The organism is Lysobacter sp. P5_C4 (assembly GCF_054049695.1).
On the sequence record NZ_JBFULX010000002.1, the window covers coordinates 226,676 to 242,647 of the forward strand.

General features: G+C 67.3%; 13 protein-coding genes. 3 read left to right on the forward strand and 10 right to left on the reverse strand.

Features of this window, described 5'->3' with window-relative positions; all coding sequences use genetic code 11:
* Positions 1–3 precede the first annotated feature (3 nt).
* Both ACXJJ8_RS05520 and ttcA read right to left on the reverse strand, forming a co-directional pair.
* Positions 4–909: a recombination-associated protein RdgC gene (locus ACXJJ8_RS05520; RefSeq protein WP_499027479.1), complete on the reverse strand. Its 906-nt coding sequence runs from the start codon at positions 907–909 to the stop codon at positions 4–6.
* Between the two features lie 62 nt (positions 910–971).
* Positions 972–1,877: a tRNA 2-thiocytidine(32) synthetase TtcA gene (ttcA, locus tag ACXJJ8_RS05525; protein ID WP_499028584.1), complete on the reverse strand. Its 906-nt coding sequence runs from the start codon at positions 1,875–1,877 to the stop codon at positions 972–974.
* Positions 1,878–1,991: 114 nt separating this feature from the next.
* On the opposite strand from ttcA, the gene ACXJJ8_RS05530 reads away from it, so the two are divergent.
* Positions 1,992–2,177, forward strand: a complete 186-nt coding sequence (locus ACXJJ8_RS05530; protein ID WP_499028586.1) for a YdcH family protein — start codon at positions 1,992–1,994, stop codon at positions 2,175–2,177.
* Between the two features lie 18 nt (positions 2,178–2,195).
* Here ACXJJ8_RS05530 and plsB read toward each other — a convergent pair whose 3' ends face one another.
* From plsB to ACXJJ8_RS05555, 5 genes are all read right to left on the reverse strand, one after another.
* Complete coding sequence (gene plsB, locus ACXJJ8_RS05535; protein WP_499027481.1) at positions 2,196–5,045, reverse strand: glycerol-3-phosphate 1-O-acyltransferase PlsB; 2,850 nt, start codon at positions 5,043–5,045, stop codon at positions 2,196–2,198.
* The gene (locus ACXJJ8_RS05540; RefSeq protein ID WP_499027484.1) at positions 5,045–5,965 is read right to left on the reverse strand and encodes a hypothetical protein; all 921 of its coding nucleotides are present in this window, start codon (positions 5,963–5,965) and stop codon (positions 5,045–5,047) included. The genes plsB and ACXJJ8_RS05540 overlap by 1 nt, the downstream gene beginning before the upstream one ends.
* A 176-nt stretch (positions 5,966–6,141) precedes the next feature.
* Positions 6,142–7,035, reverse strand: coding sequence for a 5'-nucleotidase, lipoprotein e(P4) family (locus ACXJJ8_RS05545; protein ID WP_499027486.1), 894 nt, complete (start codon positions 7,033–7,035; stop codon positions 6,142–6,144).
* Positions 7,036–7,096: 61 nt separating this feature from the next.
* Positions 7,097–7,585, reverse strand: a complete 489-nt coding sequence (locus ACXJJ8_RS05550; protein ID WP_499027488.1) for a GNAT family N-acetyltransferase — start codon at positions 7,583–7,585, stop codon at positions 7,097–7,099.
* A complete protein-coding gene (locus tag ACXJJ8_RS05555; protein ID WP_499027490.1) occupies positions 7,582–9,561 on the reverse strand; it encodes a UvrD-helicase domain-containing protein in 1,980 nt (659 codons plus the stop codon). The genes ACXJJ8_RS05550 and ACXJJ8_RS05555 overlap by 4 nt, the downstream gene beginning before the upstream one ends.
* A 66-nt stretch (positions 9,562–9,627) precedes the next feature.
* On the opposite strand from ACXJJ8_RS05555, the gene ACXJJ8_RS05560 reads away from it, so the two are divergent.
* Complete coding sequence (locus ACXJJ8_RS05560) at positions 9,628–10,251, forward strand: thymidine kinase (RefSeq protein WP_499027495.1); 624 nt, start codon at positions 9,628–9,630, stop codon at positions 10,249–10,251.
* Positions 10,252–10,257: 6 nt separating this feature from the next.
* Here ACXJJ8_RS05560 and ACXJJ8_RS05565 read toward each other — a convergent pair whose 3' ends face one another.
* The 3 genes from ACXJJ8_RS05565 to mutM form a co-directional block, all read right to left on the reverse strand.
* Entirely contained in the window at positions 10,258–13,083 is a 2,826-nt protein-coding gene (locus ACXJJ8_RS05565) for a protein kinase domain-containing protein (protein ID WP_499027498.1), read from the reverse strand.
* Between the two features lie 11 nt (positions 13,084–13,094).
* Positions 13,095–13,658, reverse strand: coding sequence for an ECF-type sigma factor (locus ACXJJ8_RS05570; protein WP_036168671.1), 564 nt, complete (start codon positions 13,656–13,658; stop codon positions 13,095–13,097).
* A gap of 74 nt (positions 13,659–13,732) precedes the next feature.
* On the reverse strand, positions 13,733–14,560 hold the full coding sequence (mutM, locus tag ACXJJ8_RS05575; RefSeq protein WP_499027500.1) for a bifunctional DNA-formamidopyrimidine glycosylase/DNA-(apurinic or apyrimidinic site) lyase: 828 nt from the start codon (positions 14,558–14,560) through the stop codon (positions 13,733–13,735).
* 187 nt (positions 14,561–14,747) lie between these two features.
* Between mutM and ACXJJ8_RS05580 the strand changes: the two genes are divergently transcribed.
* Positions 14,748–15,944: a DesA family fatty acid desaturase gene (locus ACXJJ8_RS05580; RefSeq protein WP_499027505.1), complete on the forward strand. Its 1,197-nt coding sequence runs from the start codon at positions 14,748–14,750 to the stop codon at positions 15,942–15,944.
* Positions 15,945–15,972: the final 28 nt, after the last annotated feature.

Here is a 15,972-nt window from a genome sequence, read left to right on the forward strand (position 1 = left end):
TCGTCAGTCGTCGATGCGCGAGAGCTTCAGCGCAGGCTCGAGCACGTTGAACAGCCGCTTGGCTTCCGCGGCCATGAGCGCGAAGCGCGCATCCAGTTCGGCGCGCATGTCGTCGCGGTCGATGGATTCGAGCGCGTCGACCGCGCCGTCGAGCAGCTTGAACTTGCGCACGACCAGGTCTTCGCCGAGGACGAAGGAAACGTGGTCGTCGAGCGTGAGCGCAAGGCGCGTGACTTGCTTGCCGGACTCCAGGTGCTTGGCGATCTCGTCGCCCTGGAGCTCCTGGCGCTGGCATTTCACGACCGCGCCCTTGTCGGCGGCGTCCTTGAGCTCGCATTCGTCGCCGATGGAGAGGCCTTCGGGCAGCGGTTCGCCGGCGACCCAACCGGTGAGCACGCTGCGCGGCGCGACTTCGGCATTCACGGGGAGCGCCGGGAAGCTGCCGAGCGCGTGGCGGATTTCGCTCACGACATTCTCGGCGGACTTGCGCGAGGACGAATCGACGATGCACAGACCGTGCCCGAGATCGAGCAGCGCATCCGTGCGGCCGGGCCGGACGAAGGCGCGCGGCAGCAGTTCGTGCACTAGGTCTTCCTTCAGCCGCTTGCGCGCCCGCCCGCCGGGTTTGCGACCTTCCTTCTTCTCGATTTCCTCGAGTTTGCGCGAGAGCAGGTCGTTCACGACCGCGCCGGGCAGCAGCTTGTCTTCGGTGCCGACGCTCAGCCAGATCGCGTCGGAAATGCGATGCGACAAGGCTTCGCCATCACGCCCGAAGGGCGAGACGAAACCGCGCGAGGACAACTCGAGCGCGCCGACGGGCTTGAGCACGCATTCGGCAAGGCGGGCTTCGAGTTCGGAAAAATCCAGGGACGTGGGGAAGCGGAACAGCGTCAGGTTGCGGAAGAACATCGAGATCCTAAATGAAGCCGTCGACCCCGCGATGGCGGGAATCGGGAATGAGGGAAGGCAGTTTACGCGCCGTCGTCAGTGATGTCGTCGTCGCGCGTGTCGCCCGACAACCATGCATGCGCATCGGGCAAGGGCGCATCGCCGCGCGCGCCGAGCGACAGGAAGTCGAACAAGGCCGGATCGCTCAGCTGCGAAGGCCGCACGTTGCCCAGCGCACGCGCGATCGTCTCGATGCGCCCCGGCGACGCTTGCTCCCACTGCGCCATCATCTTCTGCACCTGCTTGCGTTGCAGGTTCTCCTGCGAGCCGCACAGGTTGCACGGGATGATGGGGAAGCCACGGGAATGCGCGTAGTCCGCGATGTCCGCTTCGCGCACGTAGGCCAGCGGGCGGATGACGACATGCTTGCCGTCGTCCGAACGCAACTTCGGCGGCATGCCGCCCAACTTCGCGTGGAAGAACAGGTTCAGGAAGAAGGTGGCCACCAGATCGTCGCGATGGTGGCCGAGCGCGATCTTCGTGAAACCTTCGGCTTCGGCGTGCGCGTACAACGCGCCGCGGCGCAGGCGCGAACACAGCGAACACAGCGTCTTGCCTTCCGGCACGACGCGCTTGACCACCGAATAGGTGTCCTGCTCGAGGATCGTGTACGGCACGCCGACCGATTCGAGATAGTCGGGCAGAACGTGCGCAGGAAAATCGGGCTGCTTCTGGTCGAGGTTGACGGCGTGCAGCTCGAAACGCACGGGCGCCTTTTCGCGAAGTTGCAGCAGGACGTCGAGCATCGTGTAGCTGTCCTTCCCACCGGACAGGCACACCATCACCTTGTCGCCCTCGGCGATCATCCCGAAGTCGGCGATCGCCCGCCCCACCTGGTGCCGCAGGCGCTTGGCCAGCCGCACCCGCTCGTGCGCGATCCGGCGCGCGCGCGGCTGGGGTTCAAGGAGCGGAAGCGGGATCGTGGACATGAGGAAACGCGGCGTGGCCTTGCGGATCGAGCGGACCACGCATTCTATCCCGGCGTCGACGGCGTTAAAGTTGCCGTCGTGACCCAGCGCACCGACCCCGGCGAACTCGCCCGCATGGCGCAACGCGTGATCGAGCTCAAGCTCGAGCACCGCGACCTCGACGCCGCGATCCTGCGCTTGCAGATCGATGCCGCCAACGCGGACGAACTCACGATCAAGCGCCTGAAGAAACGCAAGCTGCAGTTGAAGGACTGCATCGCGAAACTCGAATCGGCGCTGATCCCCGACGAACCCGCGTGAAGCTGCGTGCCCCGATGCTCAGGGCATGCCGGGCGGCACGTCGGTTTCAGGCGATTGCGGCGCGGGAGGTGGCGTTTGCGCCGGCGGCGGTTCCGTCGCGGGCGGCGGCGCCTTCGACGCCGCCTCGGGGCTGATCTTCTCGATCGTGTGCCGCAATTCGCGGCCCAGGATGATGCGCGCATCCTTCGCCCACGCATCCAGGCGTTCGTCGAACATCAGCTTGCCGGCGTCGTTCGGCCACACCATGCGCAACTCGCGCATCTTCTGGATGAAGCTGCGGAACAGGGTGCGGTCGAAGAATTCCGGCGCGGCCGGCGCGTAGAGCAGCGACAGGCGTTGCGCGGCGAGCTGGCAAAGGCTCTCGAGTTCGCCCGAGGACAAGGTGCCGGCGCCGTTCTTCACCAGCACCGAGATCGCGATGTAATAGCGCTCGAAGGCTTGCTGCAGCGAATGGCCGATCGCGCGGATGCGGAACACTTCGTCGGTCTGTCCCGCGCTGCGCGAGAGGATGCCGCCCTCGTCTTCGCTCACGTGCTTGAGCAGGCTTTCGCGCACGAAGACATCGATCGTGCGGTCGATGCGCTCGGCGAATTCGTCCTCGTCCCACGGCAGGAAGAGCTCGGCCTTGAGGAAGGGATACACCGTGCGCCCCAGGCGCTGGACCATCAGGCGCGAGAGGCGGCGGTTGTTGAGGAAGCACACCGCGATCCACGCCGACGCGGTGAACAGGTGCAGCACGTTGTTGCGGTAGTAACTCATCAAGCCCGCGGTGTCGCCATCCACGCTCAGCACGTCGCCGAGCGGATGCGCGGTGCGCGAGAGCATGTTGATTTCTTCGCCGTGCGCGATGATCTGCTCGGGCGTGTGCGGCGTCACCGTCACCAGCGGCGAATACGGCACGTCGCTCAGCAGCGTCTTGGACAACGCGATCTGCGCGAGCAGGTCGGCTTCGCCCATCGCATGCTTCGGCGTGGACAGCAGCGCCATGGCGAGCAGGTTGATCGGGTTGACGTCGGCGGCGCGATTGACGTTGACCTGGATCTGCAGCGCGGTCGCATCGACCGTGTCCGACAACCAGTCTGGGCGATCGTCTTCGTCCAGCGGCGTGCCGTCCCACGCGGGCGCGTGTTCGGCCAACATGTCGTTGAGGCGAATGGGTTCGCCGAAATTCACCACGACCTGGCCGAAGTTGCTGCGCAGCACCCGCGGGATGCTCATGAGCAACTGCCAGATCGATTCTTTCTGCTTCGGTTTTCCGATCAATTCGTCGAGGTAGCTGTCGCCTTCGAGCAACTTCTCGTAGCCGATGTAGACCGGCTGGAAGAGGACCGGCCGCGTCGGCTGGCGCACGAAGGCGCGCACCGTCATCGCGACCATGCCGCCCTTCGGCGGAAGCAGGCGGCCCGTGCGCGAGCGCCCGCCTTCGATGAAGTATTCGATCGAATAACCGCCGGCGACGAGCTGCGAAACGTATTCGGTGAACACCGCCGAATACAGCGCGTTGCCGCGGAAGCTGCGGCGCAGGAAGAACGCGCCGCCGCGACGCAGGATCGGCCCGATCACCGGCAGGTTGAGGTTGATGCCCGCGGCGATGTGCGGCGGCACGATGCCCTTGGTGTAGAGCAGGTAACTCAGCAACAGGTAGTCCATGTGGCTGCGGTGGCAGGGCACGTAGACGACTTCGTGGCCAGGTGCGTTCTGCTTCACCGCTTCCAGGTGATGCACGAGCACGCCGCGATAGATGCGGTTCCAGACCGTCGAAAGCAGGAAGCTCGCCGAACGCACGACCGGATGCGAGTAGTCGGAGGCGATCTCGTAGATGTAGGCGTGCGCCTTCTTCCAGGCTTCGGCCTTGCCCTTCTCCGGATTCGACGGATTCTCGCGGCGCGCCTGGTCGGCGATGGCTTCCTTCACCGAATCGGCGGACAGCACCTGGTCGGCGAGCAGGCGGCGCGTCGAGAGATCCGGACCGATGATCGCCGAACGAATGCGGCGGAAGTGCGCGCGCAACACGCGCGAGAGCTTGCGCACCGTGCGTTCGGGATCCAGGCCTTCCTCGACGGCCGAGCGCACGGGCACGGGCGGCGCGAACTGCACCGCCGTCGAACGCCCGTTGAGCAGGATCGCGAGCAGGCGGCGGAAGCGGCCGACGATCGTCCAGTTCTCGGAGAACAACACCGAGAACCAGCCGCTGTGCTTGTCCGGCGCGCGGCCGACGAAGATCGAGACCGGCACGAGTTGCACGTCGAGCGCGGGGTCGTCGCGATGCGCCTGCAGCAGGCGCGCGAGCGAACCGGAGTGCGTCTTGTGTTCGGGGCCCGGCGACAGGCCGAGCACCTTCAGCGGGTTGCTGTTGCGGCGACGCGAGAGCGCGACGTACGCGCGCTTGCGGCCGAGCGGATCGCCCGGCATCGGTTGCAGCGGCGAAGGCAGCCCGGCTTCGCGGCACGCGCGTTCGAGGATCAACGCGTTCGACAGGCCGTAGTCCTCGAGCACGTAGCAGATCGGACGGCCGTCGGCCCAGTCGGCGGGCACGCGCGGTTCCAGTTCGAGCCCGATCCACGGCTCCAGCAGCTTGCCCATCAGGCGCGCCCACATCGGCGGGCGCGCGCCGACGGGATTGGACGAGCCATCGCGTGGCGGGACCGGCGGCGGTGCTTCAGCAGGCGGCGCTTCATCCGTCGACGTCGGGGGCGCGTCGAGCGGCAGCTCGGGTGCGTCGTGCGCGGCCGTGGCGTCCCCGGGGACGGGGTTGGACGGCAGTTCGCGCGTCGGCGCTTCCGGCTCCGGCGACGGCGTTGCGGCCGGCGGCGGGGTGGGCGGATCGTCGAAGAGCGGGAGGTTGGGCTGGTTGGGCATCGCCGCCATTATGGCGAAGGCGCCGTCGAGCGCGTCGAGGCGGCGGCGGCAGGCGCCGGCGCGCGCACGGCAGGGCCGTCCAGCGAGGCCTGCGCATTGCGCAGGTAGTCGGCCAGGTACCAGCGGCCGCCGATGCGCCGCACTTCGAGGATGGTGTCGATTTCCTCGCCTGCCAGCGGATAGCGCACCCGGACGCGTGCGGTGTCGCCGGTCTGCTGGACGAGGGTGGCGTCAAGGCCGTCGAAGGTCGTGTCCAGGTTCAGGCCGTAGCTGCCGAAGACTTGTTTGGTCGCGGCGAGGAATGGCCCGAGGCGCTCCAGCGATCCGTCCATGCCGTGGTTCGCGAAGTCCTCCGGTGCAGCGATCCCGGTTTCCGCCGCGGCCGTCGAGAGCAGGGCGATCGCACGCCGTGCGCGCTTGGCATCCGACAGCGGGGCGTTCGCCGCCCACCGGCTCAGCACGGCCACGGTCTGTGCGTAATGGTCGCGTTCGGCCGCGCTGTAGTCGCCTTCGTTGCGGATGTATTGCACGCCGAACACGCCGAGCGAGGTTGCCGTCGAACGCAATTCGTCGGCGGCGTTGGCGAATTGGCCATCGAAGATGCGTTGCAGGTTGTTGCGCGCATTCGGATCCGACAATGCGGCAAGCATCGCCGGCAGGCGGTCGTCGAGCGGCAACTCGTCGAGCGGCCAGCGGCTGCGTCCCGTGCGCCACGCGGTTTCCAGGCGCGCATGCAAGGCCGGCGGGACCGCGACCGTGGCGAAGCCTGCCGGATCGTTCGCGCGCAGGCGATCGGCGAGCGCACGCACTGCCTGCGCGGGAAGTTCGGCGCCGGGTTGCGCGGGCGGCGTCTTCGCGCAGGCCGCGAGCAACGCAGCGGCGAAAACGGAGGCAGCGAGGCGGGGGACGAGCGGCGACCGATTCGGCATGGCGCGGATCATCCCCCATCTTCCGAAAGAAAAAGGAGGCCGAAGCCTCCTTCAAAAGTCCGGTCGGGCCGGAAGACATCGGTTGTGGCATGGCGCCGGCGAACCGGCTGGATGCAGGCTAGCCCAGCGGCCGTAGCTGATGCAATACCTGAATTATGGCGGCGCAAGCCATTGATTTAATTGGCAGGGTCGAGCGCCGCTTCCTTCTTCGCACGCCGCTCGGCGGCCGGCTGGCGCCATTCGTTGTCGAACAAGGCCGGCTCCCAGGACCCGTACATCGGGTTGGGCAGCACGAACCAACGCTCGCCGATCCAGTCCGCGTAGGGCGCCACGGCCGTACGACGACCGTCGGGTGTGTTGGCGACGATCTGCACGAGATCGCCGACCTGGTCGCCGAACTGCATCAGCACACGATACGTGCGGCCAACCAGTCGGCGGCGGCACGATTTCTCCGAACCTTCCTGCTCGCAGCCTTCGACGACGGTGCCCAGGCCGAGCACCTGGTCGTCGCTGGCGACCGGGAAACCCGCGCTGCGCAGGTTTGCGATCGTCGCCTGCGCCAGGCTCGCATCGCGATTGGTGATGTAGAAAACAGTGACGCCCTGCTTCGCCGCGGCGTTGAGGAATTCCGACGCGCCCGGCAAGGCCTTCGCCTTGCGCGCTTCGACCCACTTGCCCCATTGCGCCTCGTCGAAGCCGCGGTGTTCGAGGATCTGCCGCACCGAAGCCGGCGCGTTGTCGAGCACGGTTTCGTCCACGTCGACGATGATCGCGGGCTTCAACCTCTTCACCGGCATTGCCCGGTCTTCCTTCGGCAGCGCATCCCACGTGTTGTCGGCGAGCGCGGTCTTCAATTGGTGCGCGGCCGCGCGATACACCGTGCGATAGACAAGATCACGTTCTGCGGAGGTCTGGTACCAAGCGACTGCGTTGAGCGCGTCGTCGGCGGGCGGGGTGTCCTGCGCGACGACCGGCGCGGCTTCCGGCGTCGGTGCCTTCGCCGTTTCGGCGGTCGTCGCGCAGCCGGCGAGGGCGAGCGTCAGGGCGGTGGCGAGGACGGCGAAGCGCATGCGGCGGGCCTGTCGGCGAGCGGGGCCGCGAGTGTAGCCGAGCGCCTGCGACGGACGGATGTCAGCCCGGCGCGCGCTGCAGCGACACGCGCTTGCCGCCCGGCAGCGCTTGCGTGCCGACTTCCGTGAATCCGTAGCGTTCGTGGAAGCGGCGCGAAGCTTCGTTCGGCGGATCGATGTCGAATTCGCAGGTCACGCTCGAAACATGCGCCTGTCGCGCGAACGCGAACAGATCGTCGTACAGGCGTGCGCCGAACCCGCGGCCCTGGTGCGCCCGTGCGACCACCACGCGATCGACATACAGGAACGCTTCGTACCGCGCGTCGAACCAGCGATAGTTCACGCTGTCGTAGTCCGCGCCTTCACGGAAGGCGAGCAGGAACGCAACCACGACGCCGTCGTCCTCGACCACGCGTCCGTACGCCGATTGCGCGAGAAGATGTGCGTAACGCACGGCACCCATCGGGCTGAGCACGGCTTCGGATTCGAGATTGAGTGCGAGGATCGCGTCCGCATCCGCCGGCACGATGTCGCGCACGCGCAGGCTCATGCGTCGAGCAACGCACGGATCGCGGCGAAACCCGCGCTCGCGCGTTCCTTCTTCTGCGAGGCGTCGGCTTCCGGATCGGCGCCGTCGCGCTGCACTTCGTCCGGGGGCAGCTCGTCGATGAAACGGCTCGGCTTCAGGCGTTGCTTCTCGCCCCATCGCTGCGCCTCGCGCGAATGCGAAAGCCACAACTGCTCCTTCGCGCGGGTGATGCCGACATACATCAGGCGGCGCTCTTCATCGATGCGGCCTTCTTCGATCGACGCATCGTGCGGCAGGTTTCCGTCCTCCACGCCGACGATGAAGACGTAGCGGAATTCCAAGCCCTTCGCCGCATGCAGCGACATCAGGCGCACCTGGTTGCCCGCGTCCCCCTTGTCCGAATGCGAAAGCAGGGCGAGCGCGGCCGCGAGTTCGCCGGGGCCGGAGGTCTTCGGCCCGTCGAACCAATCGGCGAGTTCATCCAGGTTCTGGCGGCGGCGGAGGAAGGTCGCCTCGTCCTTGCACTGCGCGCGTACCATCGCGAGCAAACCGGAGCGTTCGTTGAGCTTGCGCACGAGTTCGGCCGGCGGCATGCGCGCGGCATCGCTGCGCAGTCCCTTCAGCAGATCGGCGAGGGCTTGCAGGGAATTCGCGGCGCGCGGTTGCAGTTGCTTCAACAAACCGACCGACTCCGCCGCACGCGACAAGGGCAGCTGCGCCTGCTGCGCCATTTCAGCGAGTTTCGCCAGCGTCGTCGCGCCGACGCCGCGATTGGGCGACTGCACCGCGCGCAGGAACGCGGCGTCGTCTTCGGGGTTGGCGATGCAACGTAGCCAGGCCATCGCATCCTTCACTTCACCGCGGTCGAGGAACGCCGTGCCGCCGGTAATGTGATAGGGCACCCGCAACATCTGCAACGCTTTTTCTAGCGCGCGCGATTGGTGGTTGCCGCGGAAGAGAATGCAGAAGTCGCTCCACGGGGCGCCGCGCGACTGATTGAAGAAGTGGATCTGGTCGGCGACCTTTTCCGCCTCGTGTGCGCTGTCGCGGCATTCCCACACGCGGATGCGCTCGCCGTCGGCCTGGTCGCTCCACAGGGTCTTGGGATGTTCGTGCGGATTGTGCGCGATCAGTGCGTTCGCCGCGCGCAACACGCGATTGCTGCAGCGATAGTTCTGTTCGAGTTTGACGATCTTCAGCTGCGGATAATCGCGGCCGAGTTCGAACAGGTTGTCGGGATTGGCCCCGCGCCAGGCGTAGATCGACTGATCGTCGTCGCCCACGCAGGTGAGGTCGCCGCGCGGACCCGCGATGGCCTTGAGCAAGCGGTATTGCGCGTCGTTGGTGTCCTGGCATTCATCGACGAGCAGGTAGCCGATGCGTTCGCGCCAGGCGAGCACGGCGTCCTCGTCGGTCTCCAGCAACTGCACCGGCAGGCGGATCAGATCGTCGAAGTCGACGGCATTGAACGCGGACAAGCGCGCCTGGTAGCGCGCATACAACGCGGCGGCTTCGCGTTCGCGGATGCTCTGCGCCGCTTCGGCGGCCTGTTCCGGGGAAAGCCCGGCGTTCTTGGCGCGCGAGATGAGGTTCTTCGCAGCGTCGATCACGTCCGGCTTGCTGCCCGGCGGCAACAGGTCCTTCAACTGCGCGGCGCTGTCGTCGGCATCGAAGATCGAAAACCCGCGGCGCAGGCCGAGCTTGGCGTGTTCGATCTGGAGCAGCTTCAGCCCGAGCGCGTGGAAGGTGCAGATCGTCAGGCCTTCGGCCGCGTCGCCCTTGATGCGCTTGGCCACGCGCTCCTTCATCTCGCGCGCGGACTTGTTGGTGAAGGTGATCGCCGCGATGCGGCGCGCCGGCATGCGCCCGGAGGTGATGAGGTGCGCGATCTTTTCCACGATCACGCGTGTCTTGCCGCTGCCCGCGCCCGCCAGCACCAAAAGCGGCCCGTCGACGTGCGCGACGGCCTGGCGTTGGGGAGGATTGAGGCCGTGCAAGGGACGCTCCGTGGCAAGCGCGGGGCGGCGCAGTTTAGCCGGTCTGCTGCCGCATAATCCGCGACCATGGCCAAGCTCTATTTCTACTACTCGGCGATGAATGCGGGGAAGACCACGAACCTGCTGCAGTCGGCGCACAACTACCGCGAGCGCGGCATGCGCGTGCTCGTCTTCACGCCCGCGCTGGACGACCGTGCCGGCAAGGCCGGGGTCGTGGCATCGCGCATCGGCCTGCGCTCGGAGGGCGTCGCGTTCGGCCGCGGAGACGATTTGCTGGAACGCGTGGAAGCCGACATCGCGACGCAGGGCAAGCTGGATTGCGTGCTGGTCGATGAAGCGCAATTCCTCTCGAAACCGCAGGTCTGGCAATTGAGCGAAGTCGTCGATCAACTGCGCATCCCCGTCCTGTGTTACGGCCTGCGCACGGATTTCCGCGGCGAGTTGTTCGAAGGCAGCCAGTACCTGCTTGCCTGGGCGGACGAACTCACCGAGATCAAGACGATCTGCCACACCGGCAAGAAGGCGACGATGACCGTGCGCGTCGACGACAAGGGCCACGCGGTGCAGGCCGGCCCGCAGGTGGAGATCGGCGGCAACGACCGCTACGTGTCGGTGTCGCGCGCGGAATTCAAGAAGGTGATGCGCGGCGAAGGCAGGATCGATCCGATGCAGCCCTCGTTGCTGGACTGACGCCGCTTACCGCATCGCGATCGGCGTACACGCCGTGCGGATCGCTTCGACTTCGCGCGGCAGGCGCCCGCCCTGCGGCAAGCCCGCCTTCAATTCGCCGGAAAGGGCGTCGAGGTCCGCGCGCGCTTGCGCGGCATCGGCGCCCCGGCATTGCGCTTCGCCCAGGTAGGCGCGCGCGCGCCAGCGCAGGTTGCGCGGCTCGCTGCCGCCTGCCGCCGAGGCCGAGGCCATGCGTTTCAAGGTGGCCATGGCCCTGGCGTCCCCGTCGCGCGCCTGTTCGCGCGCCAGCGAGAGTTCCATCGCCTGCGTGTCCAGCGCAGGCTGGCCCTCGGCGTTGCGCGACAGCGTGGCCGCGCGCGCGAGGCTCACCTTCGCGCCGGCGTGGTCGCCTTCGGTCGCGAGGATCAGGCCGTGCGCATATTCGACGTCGGCGACGAAAGGATGGCTCACCCCGAGCTGCGCGAGCGCGAGTTGCGCCGCCTGCCTGACCTCGGCGCGGGCTTCGTCCACGCGCCCCAGCGCCTGCAGGATTTGCGCATGTTCGGCCATCGCGCGCGCCAAGCGCGTGCGCGCCGACGACGTGCGCCAGATCGCGACCGCCTGGCGCAGATCGCGTTCGGCTTCCTCCAGGCGGCCCTGTTCCCAGGCCAGCATGCCCAGCGTGTAGAAACTGGCGCCGACATCGACGTGGCGTTCGCCGACGCGCTCGATCAGCAGCGGCGTGGTGTCGCGCAGATCGCGCTCGGCGACGTCGAGCCAGCCCTGTTCCATGTAGACCGCCGCACGCTGGCGATGCAGCGCAAGCGTCGTGGGATGGCGCTCGCCGAGTAGTTCGGCGGAGAGTGCGAGCGCGGCATCGACCGACTTCGCCGCTTCGCCCGGCCGTCCCTTCTCGCGCAGCAGGACCGCGATGCGGCGATGGATCTGGATCGCGAGCGGATGCCGTTCGCCCACGCGTTGCTGCAGGAACGCCAGTGCGTTGCGCAGGCTGGCGAGCGCGAGGTCGGACTTGCCCGCGTCGGCGTCCACGTTGGCCAGGTCGAACAGGTTTTCCGCGACGCCCGCTTCGTCGTCGAGCGTCTCGCGGCGGATCGTCATCGCGTACTCGAGCAATTGCCGCGCGCCGTTGAACTCGCCCACCGCGCTTCGGCAGCGCGCGAGCTGCGAATAGAACTCGGCGACCTGTGCCGGCAACTGCGATTGCTCGCGACGCGCGCGCTCCATCCACGGCTGCATCACGTCGATGCACTTGCGCGGGTCGTCCAACTGCCGATGCGCGAAACCCTGCTGCGTCGCCGCCTCGATCTGCAGGCTCGCCGGCGCATCGTCGCCGACCGCGCGGAGGATCTCCGCCTGGCGATCGAGCAGCGACATCGCTTCGGGATAGTCGCCAAGGCCCAGCCGCAGGCGCGCGATGATGCCGAAGACTTCGGCGCGCGCGAGCGGTTGCCGCGCAAGTTCGCTGTTGGCGCGCACGATGCCGTTGTCGAGCAACGAACGCATGTCGATCGCATCGTCGCGCGGCGCGGCACCCGCGCCTTCGAACAGGCCGATCACGAAATCCTGCAGCGCCTGCGCGCGCGCTGTTTCCCGCACCGCCTGCTTTCCTTGCCACGCGACGATGGTCAGCGCGGCGCCGAGCACGCCGGTCACGACGATGCCGGTCGCCAGCGCCCAGCGATGGCGGATGACGTACTTGCGCAGACGATAACTCACGCTTTGCGGGCGCGCGAGCACCGGCTTGCCGGCGAGATAGCGCTCCAGGTCGAGCGACATCGCCTCCACCGACGGATAACGCTGCTCGGGCTTTTTCGCCAGCGCCTTGAGCACGATGTTGTCGAGATCGCCGGTGACGCTGCGCGCGCGACGGCGCAGCATCGCGGTGTCGCCCTCGCCCGCGTCGGCCTGGCGTTGCAGCGCGGACGACGGTTTCGTCGGATCACCTTGCAGGATCGCCTCTTCCCACTCGGCGTCGCTCTGGCGCTTGAGGCGGTAGGGCTTGGCGTCGGCGAGCAGTTCGTAGAGCACGACGCCGAGCGAATACACGTCGGTCATCGTCGACACCGGTTCGCCGCGCACCTGTTCGGGCGCGGCGTAGTGCAACGTGAACGCGCGCACGCCGGTGCGTGTCTGCTCCGGTGCGGCGACGTCGGCGTCGATGAGTTTGGCGATGCCGAAGTCGAGCAGGCGCACGTCGCCGCCGGGCGTGACGAGGATGTTCGAGGGTTTCAGATCGCGGTGGACGATCAGGTTGGCGTGCGCGTGCGACACCGCATCGCAGATCTGGTGGAACAGGTCGAGGCGTGACTCCAGCGAGAGGCGATGCACGCGACAGTAGTCGGTGATCGGCTCGCCTTCGATGTATTCGAGCGCGAGATACGGTTGATGATCGTGGCTCACGCCCGCGTCGAGCAGGCGCGCGATGTGCGGGTGCGCCAGGCGCGCGAGGATCTGGCGTTCGCGGGTGAAGCGCAGGCGCAGGTTCGGATCGACCAGGCCGGGCCGCAGCAGCTTCAATGCGACGCGGCGTTGATACAGGCCATCGGCGCGCGCGGCGAGCCAAACCTGCCCCATGCCGCCTTCGCCGAGCATGCGTTCCAGGCGATACGGCCCGACTTCCACGCCCGGCCGCGGGCCTGGCAGCGGCGCGACGAGGGGTTCGGACAGGAAATCCTCACGATCGGTTTCCAGCTTGAGCAACGCTTCCAGATCGTCCGCGGTCTGCGGATCTTCCTCGCGCATCAGGCGCAGGCTGCGCTCGCGTTCGTCCTGCTCGAGCTCGAACAGCGCATCGAGCAGCGGGGACAACCGTTGCCAGCGCTCGGGGTCCATCACGCGCCCCGTCAACTGTCCTTCAAGGACGCGAGCAGGAACAGCCGCGCCTTCTGCCAGTCGCGCCGGATGCTGCGCTCGGAGCGCTTGAGCAGCGCGGCGATCTCGAGTTCGGAGAGACCCGCGAAGTAACGCAGCTCGACCACCTGCGCCAGGCGCGCGTCGACGGCGGCCAATCGCGTGAGCGCCGTATCCAGGCCAAGGGTTTCCTCATCCAGGCGCAAGCCGCCTTCGACTTCCTCGGGCAGCTCGGTCACGCGGTGCAGGTCGCCGCCGCGTTTTTGCGCCAGGCGCTGGCGCGCGTAATCGACCACGACGCTGCGCATCGCGGAGGCGGCGTAGGCGAAGAAGTGCGCACGGTCGTCGAACTGCGCGGAATTCCGGCCAACGAGCTTGAGATAGGCCTCGTGCACCAGGGCGGTGGCATCGAGCGTGTGCCCGTGCTGCCCGGCGAGCTGGCGGCGGGCCATCGCATGGAGTTCCTGGTACAGGGTCGCCAAGACGCGGTCCAGCGCGCCACGGTCTCCGTCGCGTGCAGCGTCCAGCAACTCCGTGATATCGGCCGTCTCGGACATATTTCCCCTCAGGCGCCGGAATATACCCGCGTTGGGCGATGCTTGCGTCGGTACCTCGCCGGGTCCTGAAGCCTTCAGCGCTGGCAGCGTGGGCACCAGACCGTGGTCCGCTGGCCGATCGACCCTTCCTTCATCGCCTTTCCGCATCGCGGGCAGGGCTCGCCGCCGCGGCCATAGGCGGCCAGTTCGAGCTCGAAATAGCCGGGCAGGCCATCGGGGCTGATGAAGTCCCGCAGCGTGGTGCCGCCCCGCTCGATCGCGTAGGCCAGGATGCGCTTCACCGCCTCGGACAGGGCGTGGTAGCGCTCCCGCGAGACCTTTCCGGCCGCGCGCAGGGGCGAGATGCCCGCGGCGAACAGGGCCTCGGCCGCATAGATATTGCCCACGCCGACCACGATGCCCTGGTCCATCAGGAAGGTCTTCACCGGCGCCGCGCGGCCGCGGCTGCGGGCGAAGAGGTAATCCCCGTCGAAGTCGTCGGACAAGGGCTCGGGGCCCAGGGCGCGAAGGAGTGCATGGACCTCCCCGGGCGCCTGCCAGAGCAGGCAGCCGAACCGCCGAGGGTCGTTGAAACGCAGGACGCGGCCCTGGCTGCGGCCCCGGTCGGCGAGCTTCAGGTCGACGTGATCGTGTGCCTCCACGGGCGTGTCGGCCGGCAGGACGCGCAGGCTGCCGGACATGCCGAGATGGAGCAGCGCACTGCCGACTTCGGTGTCGAGCAGCAGGTATTTCGCACGCCGACGAACGGAATCGATCCTCCGACCGGGGAGCAACGCCGCAACCTCAGGTGGAATCGGCCAGCGCAGATCCGGACGACGCAACACGACGTCAGCGACGATGCGCCCTTCGAGGTGCGGCGCAAGGCCGCGCCGGGTGGTTTCGACTTCGGGCAGTTCGGGCATGGCGGCGAGTTTGCGCGATTCGCGGAGCTTGGTGAGATGGGGCGTGAAAGCGGCCGGAGCAACGTGAAGATTGTTATTCGCGCTGAACACCCCCATCACGAAACCACGCCGTACCCGGGCGCATGGGGGATCGGCGGTGGCATGATGCTTCCGGGGCGAAACCCCTGATATTTTCTTCGGAGTCGCGATGCAAGCTTTCCTGGATTTCCTCGGCGGCGGACTGCTGCAATTCGGTTGGGTCGGCCTGGTGGTCTATCTGCTGGTTGCCACGCAGCTGACCATTTTCTCGGTCACCCTGTATCTGCATCGCAGCCAGGCACATCGTGGCGTCGATTTCCATCCGGTGCTCGCGCACTTCTTCCGCTTCTGGACGTGGATCACCACGTCGATGATCACGAAGGAATGGGCGGCGATCCATCGCAAGCACCACGCCAAGTGCGAGACCGAGGAAGATCCGCACAGCCCGATGCACAAGGGCATCAAGACCGTCTTCTGGCGCGGCGTGGAGCTGTATCGCGAAGCGCGCGCCGACCGCGAGTCGATCGAGAAGTACGGCAAGGGCTGCCCGGAAGACTGGATCGAGCGCAAGGTCTACACGCCGCACGCGACGATGGGCCCGACGCTGCTCCTGTTCATCAGCTTCGCGCTGTTCGGCGTGCCGGGCGTGGCGGTCTGGGCGATCCAGATGCTGTGGATCCCGTTCTGGGCCGCGGGCGTCGTCAACGGCCTCGGCCATTGGTGGGGCTACCGCAATTTCGAAACCACCGACACGGCGACCAACCTCACGCCGTGGGGCGTGTGGATCGGCGGCGAAGAGCTGCACAACAACCACCACGCATTCCCGAGCTCGGCGAAGTTCGCACTGCGCAAGTTCGAAGTCGACATCGGCTGGGCCGTGATCAAGGCCTTCGAATCGATCGGCATGGCCAAGGTGTTGCGCGTCGCGCCGACGCTCGACGTGCGCCCGAACATCAACGTGCCCGACACCGAGACGATCAAGGCGCTGCTCGCGCATCGTTTCCAGGCGATGACCGATTACCAGCGCAACGTCCTCAAGCCCGCCCTGCAGGAAGAAGCGAAGGCCACGGGCGCAAAGCTGCGCGCCATGCTTCCGCGCCAGTTGCGCAAGGGCCTGAGCGACGACGGCCGCTGGCTCAACGAGGATGCGCGCCAGCAGATGCAGGCGTGGGTGGCGGCGCGTCCGCGCATCCGTGCGTTGGTCGAACATCGCGCCCGCCTCGCCGCCGTGCTCGAAGCACGCGGCAACGACGCCGCGGCCACGCTGCAGAACCTGCAGCAGTGGTGCAAGGAAGCCGAAGCCAGCGGCATCCGGCAGTTGCAGGATTTCTCGGCGCGCCTGAAGGGCTACCAGCTGCAGGCCTGATGCACGCATCGCTGCACCGTCCACGGCT

Bases quoted from the DNA above. Each gene is read 5' to 3' on its own strand.
- ACXJJ8_RS05580 (WP_499027505.1), top strand. From the start codon at position 14,748: ATGCAAGCTTTCCTGGATTTCCTCGGCGGCGGACTGCTGCAATTCGGT.
- mutM (WP_499027500.1), bottom strand. From the start codon at position 14,560: ATGCCCGAACTGCCCGAAGTCGAAACCACCCGGCGCGGCCTTGCGCCG.
- ACXJJ8_RS05570 (WP_036168671.1), bottom strand. From the start codon at position 13,658: ATGTCCGAGACGGCCGATATCACGGAGTTGCTGGACGCTGCACGCGAC.
- ACXJJ8_RS05520 (WP_499027479.1), bottom strand. From the start codon at position 909: ATGTTCTTCCGCAACCTGACGCTGTTCCGCTTCCCCACGTCCCTGGAT.
- ACXJJ8_RS05560 (WP_499027495.1), top strand. From the start codon at position 9,628: ATGGCCAAGCTCTATTTCTACTACTCGGCGATGAATGCGGGGAAGACC.
- ACXJJ8_RS05530 (WP_499028586.1), top strand. From the start codon at position 1,992: ATGGCGCAACGCGTGATCGAGCTCAAGCTCGAGCACCGCGACCTCGAC.
- ACXJJ8_RS05550 (WP_499027488.1), bottom strand. From the start codon at position 7,585: ATGAGCCTGCGCGTGCGCGACATCGTGCCGGCGGATGCGGACGCGATC.
- ttcA (WP_499028584.1), bottom strand. From the start codon at position 1,877: ATGTCCACGATCCCGCTTCCGCTCCTTGAACCCCAGCCGCGCGCGCGC.
- plsB (WP_499027481.1), bottom strand. From the start codon at position 5,045: ATGGCGGCGATGCCCAACCAGCCCAACCTCCCGCTCTTCGACGATCCG.
- ACXJJ8_RS05540 (WP_499027484.1), bottom strand. From the start codon at position 5,965: ATGCCGAATCGGTCGCCGCTCGTCCCCCGCCTCGCTGCCTCCGTTTTC.
- ACXJJ8_RS05545 (WP_499027486.1), bottom strand. From the start codon at position 7,035: ATGCGCTTCGCCGTCCTCGCCACCGCCCTGACGCTCGCCCTCGCCGGC.
- ACXJJ8_RS05565 (WP_499027498.1), bottom strand. From the start codon at position 13,083: ATGGACCCCGAGCGCTGGCAACGGTTGTCCCCGCTGCTCGATGCGCTG.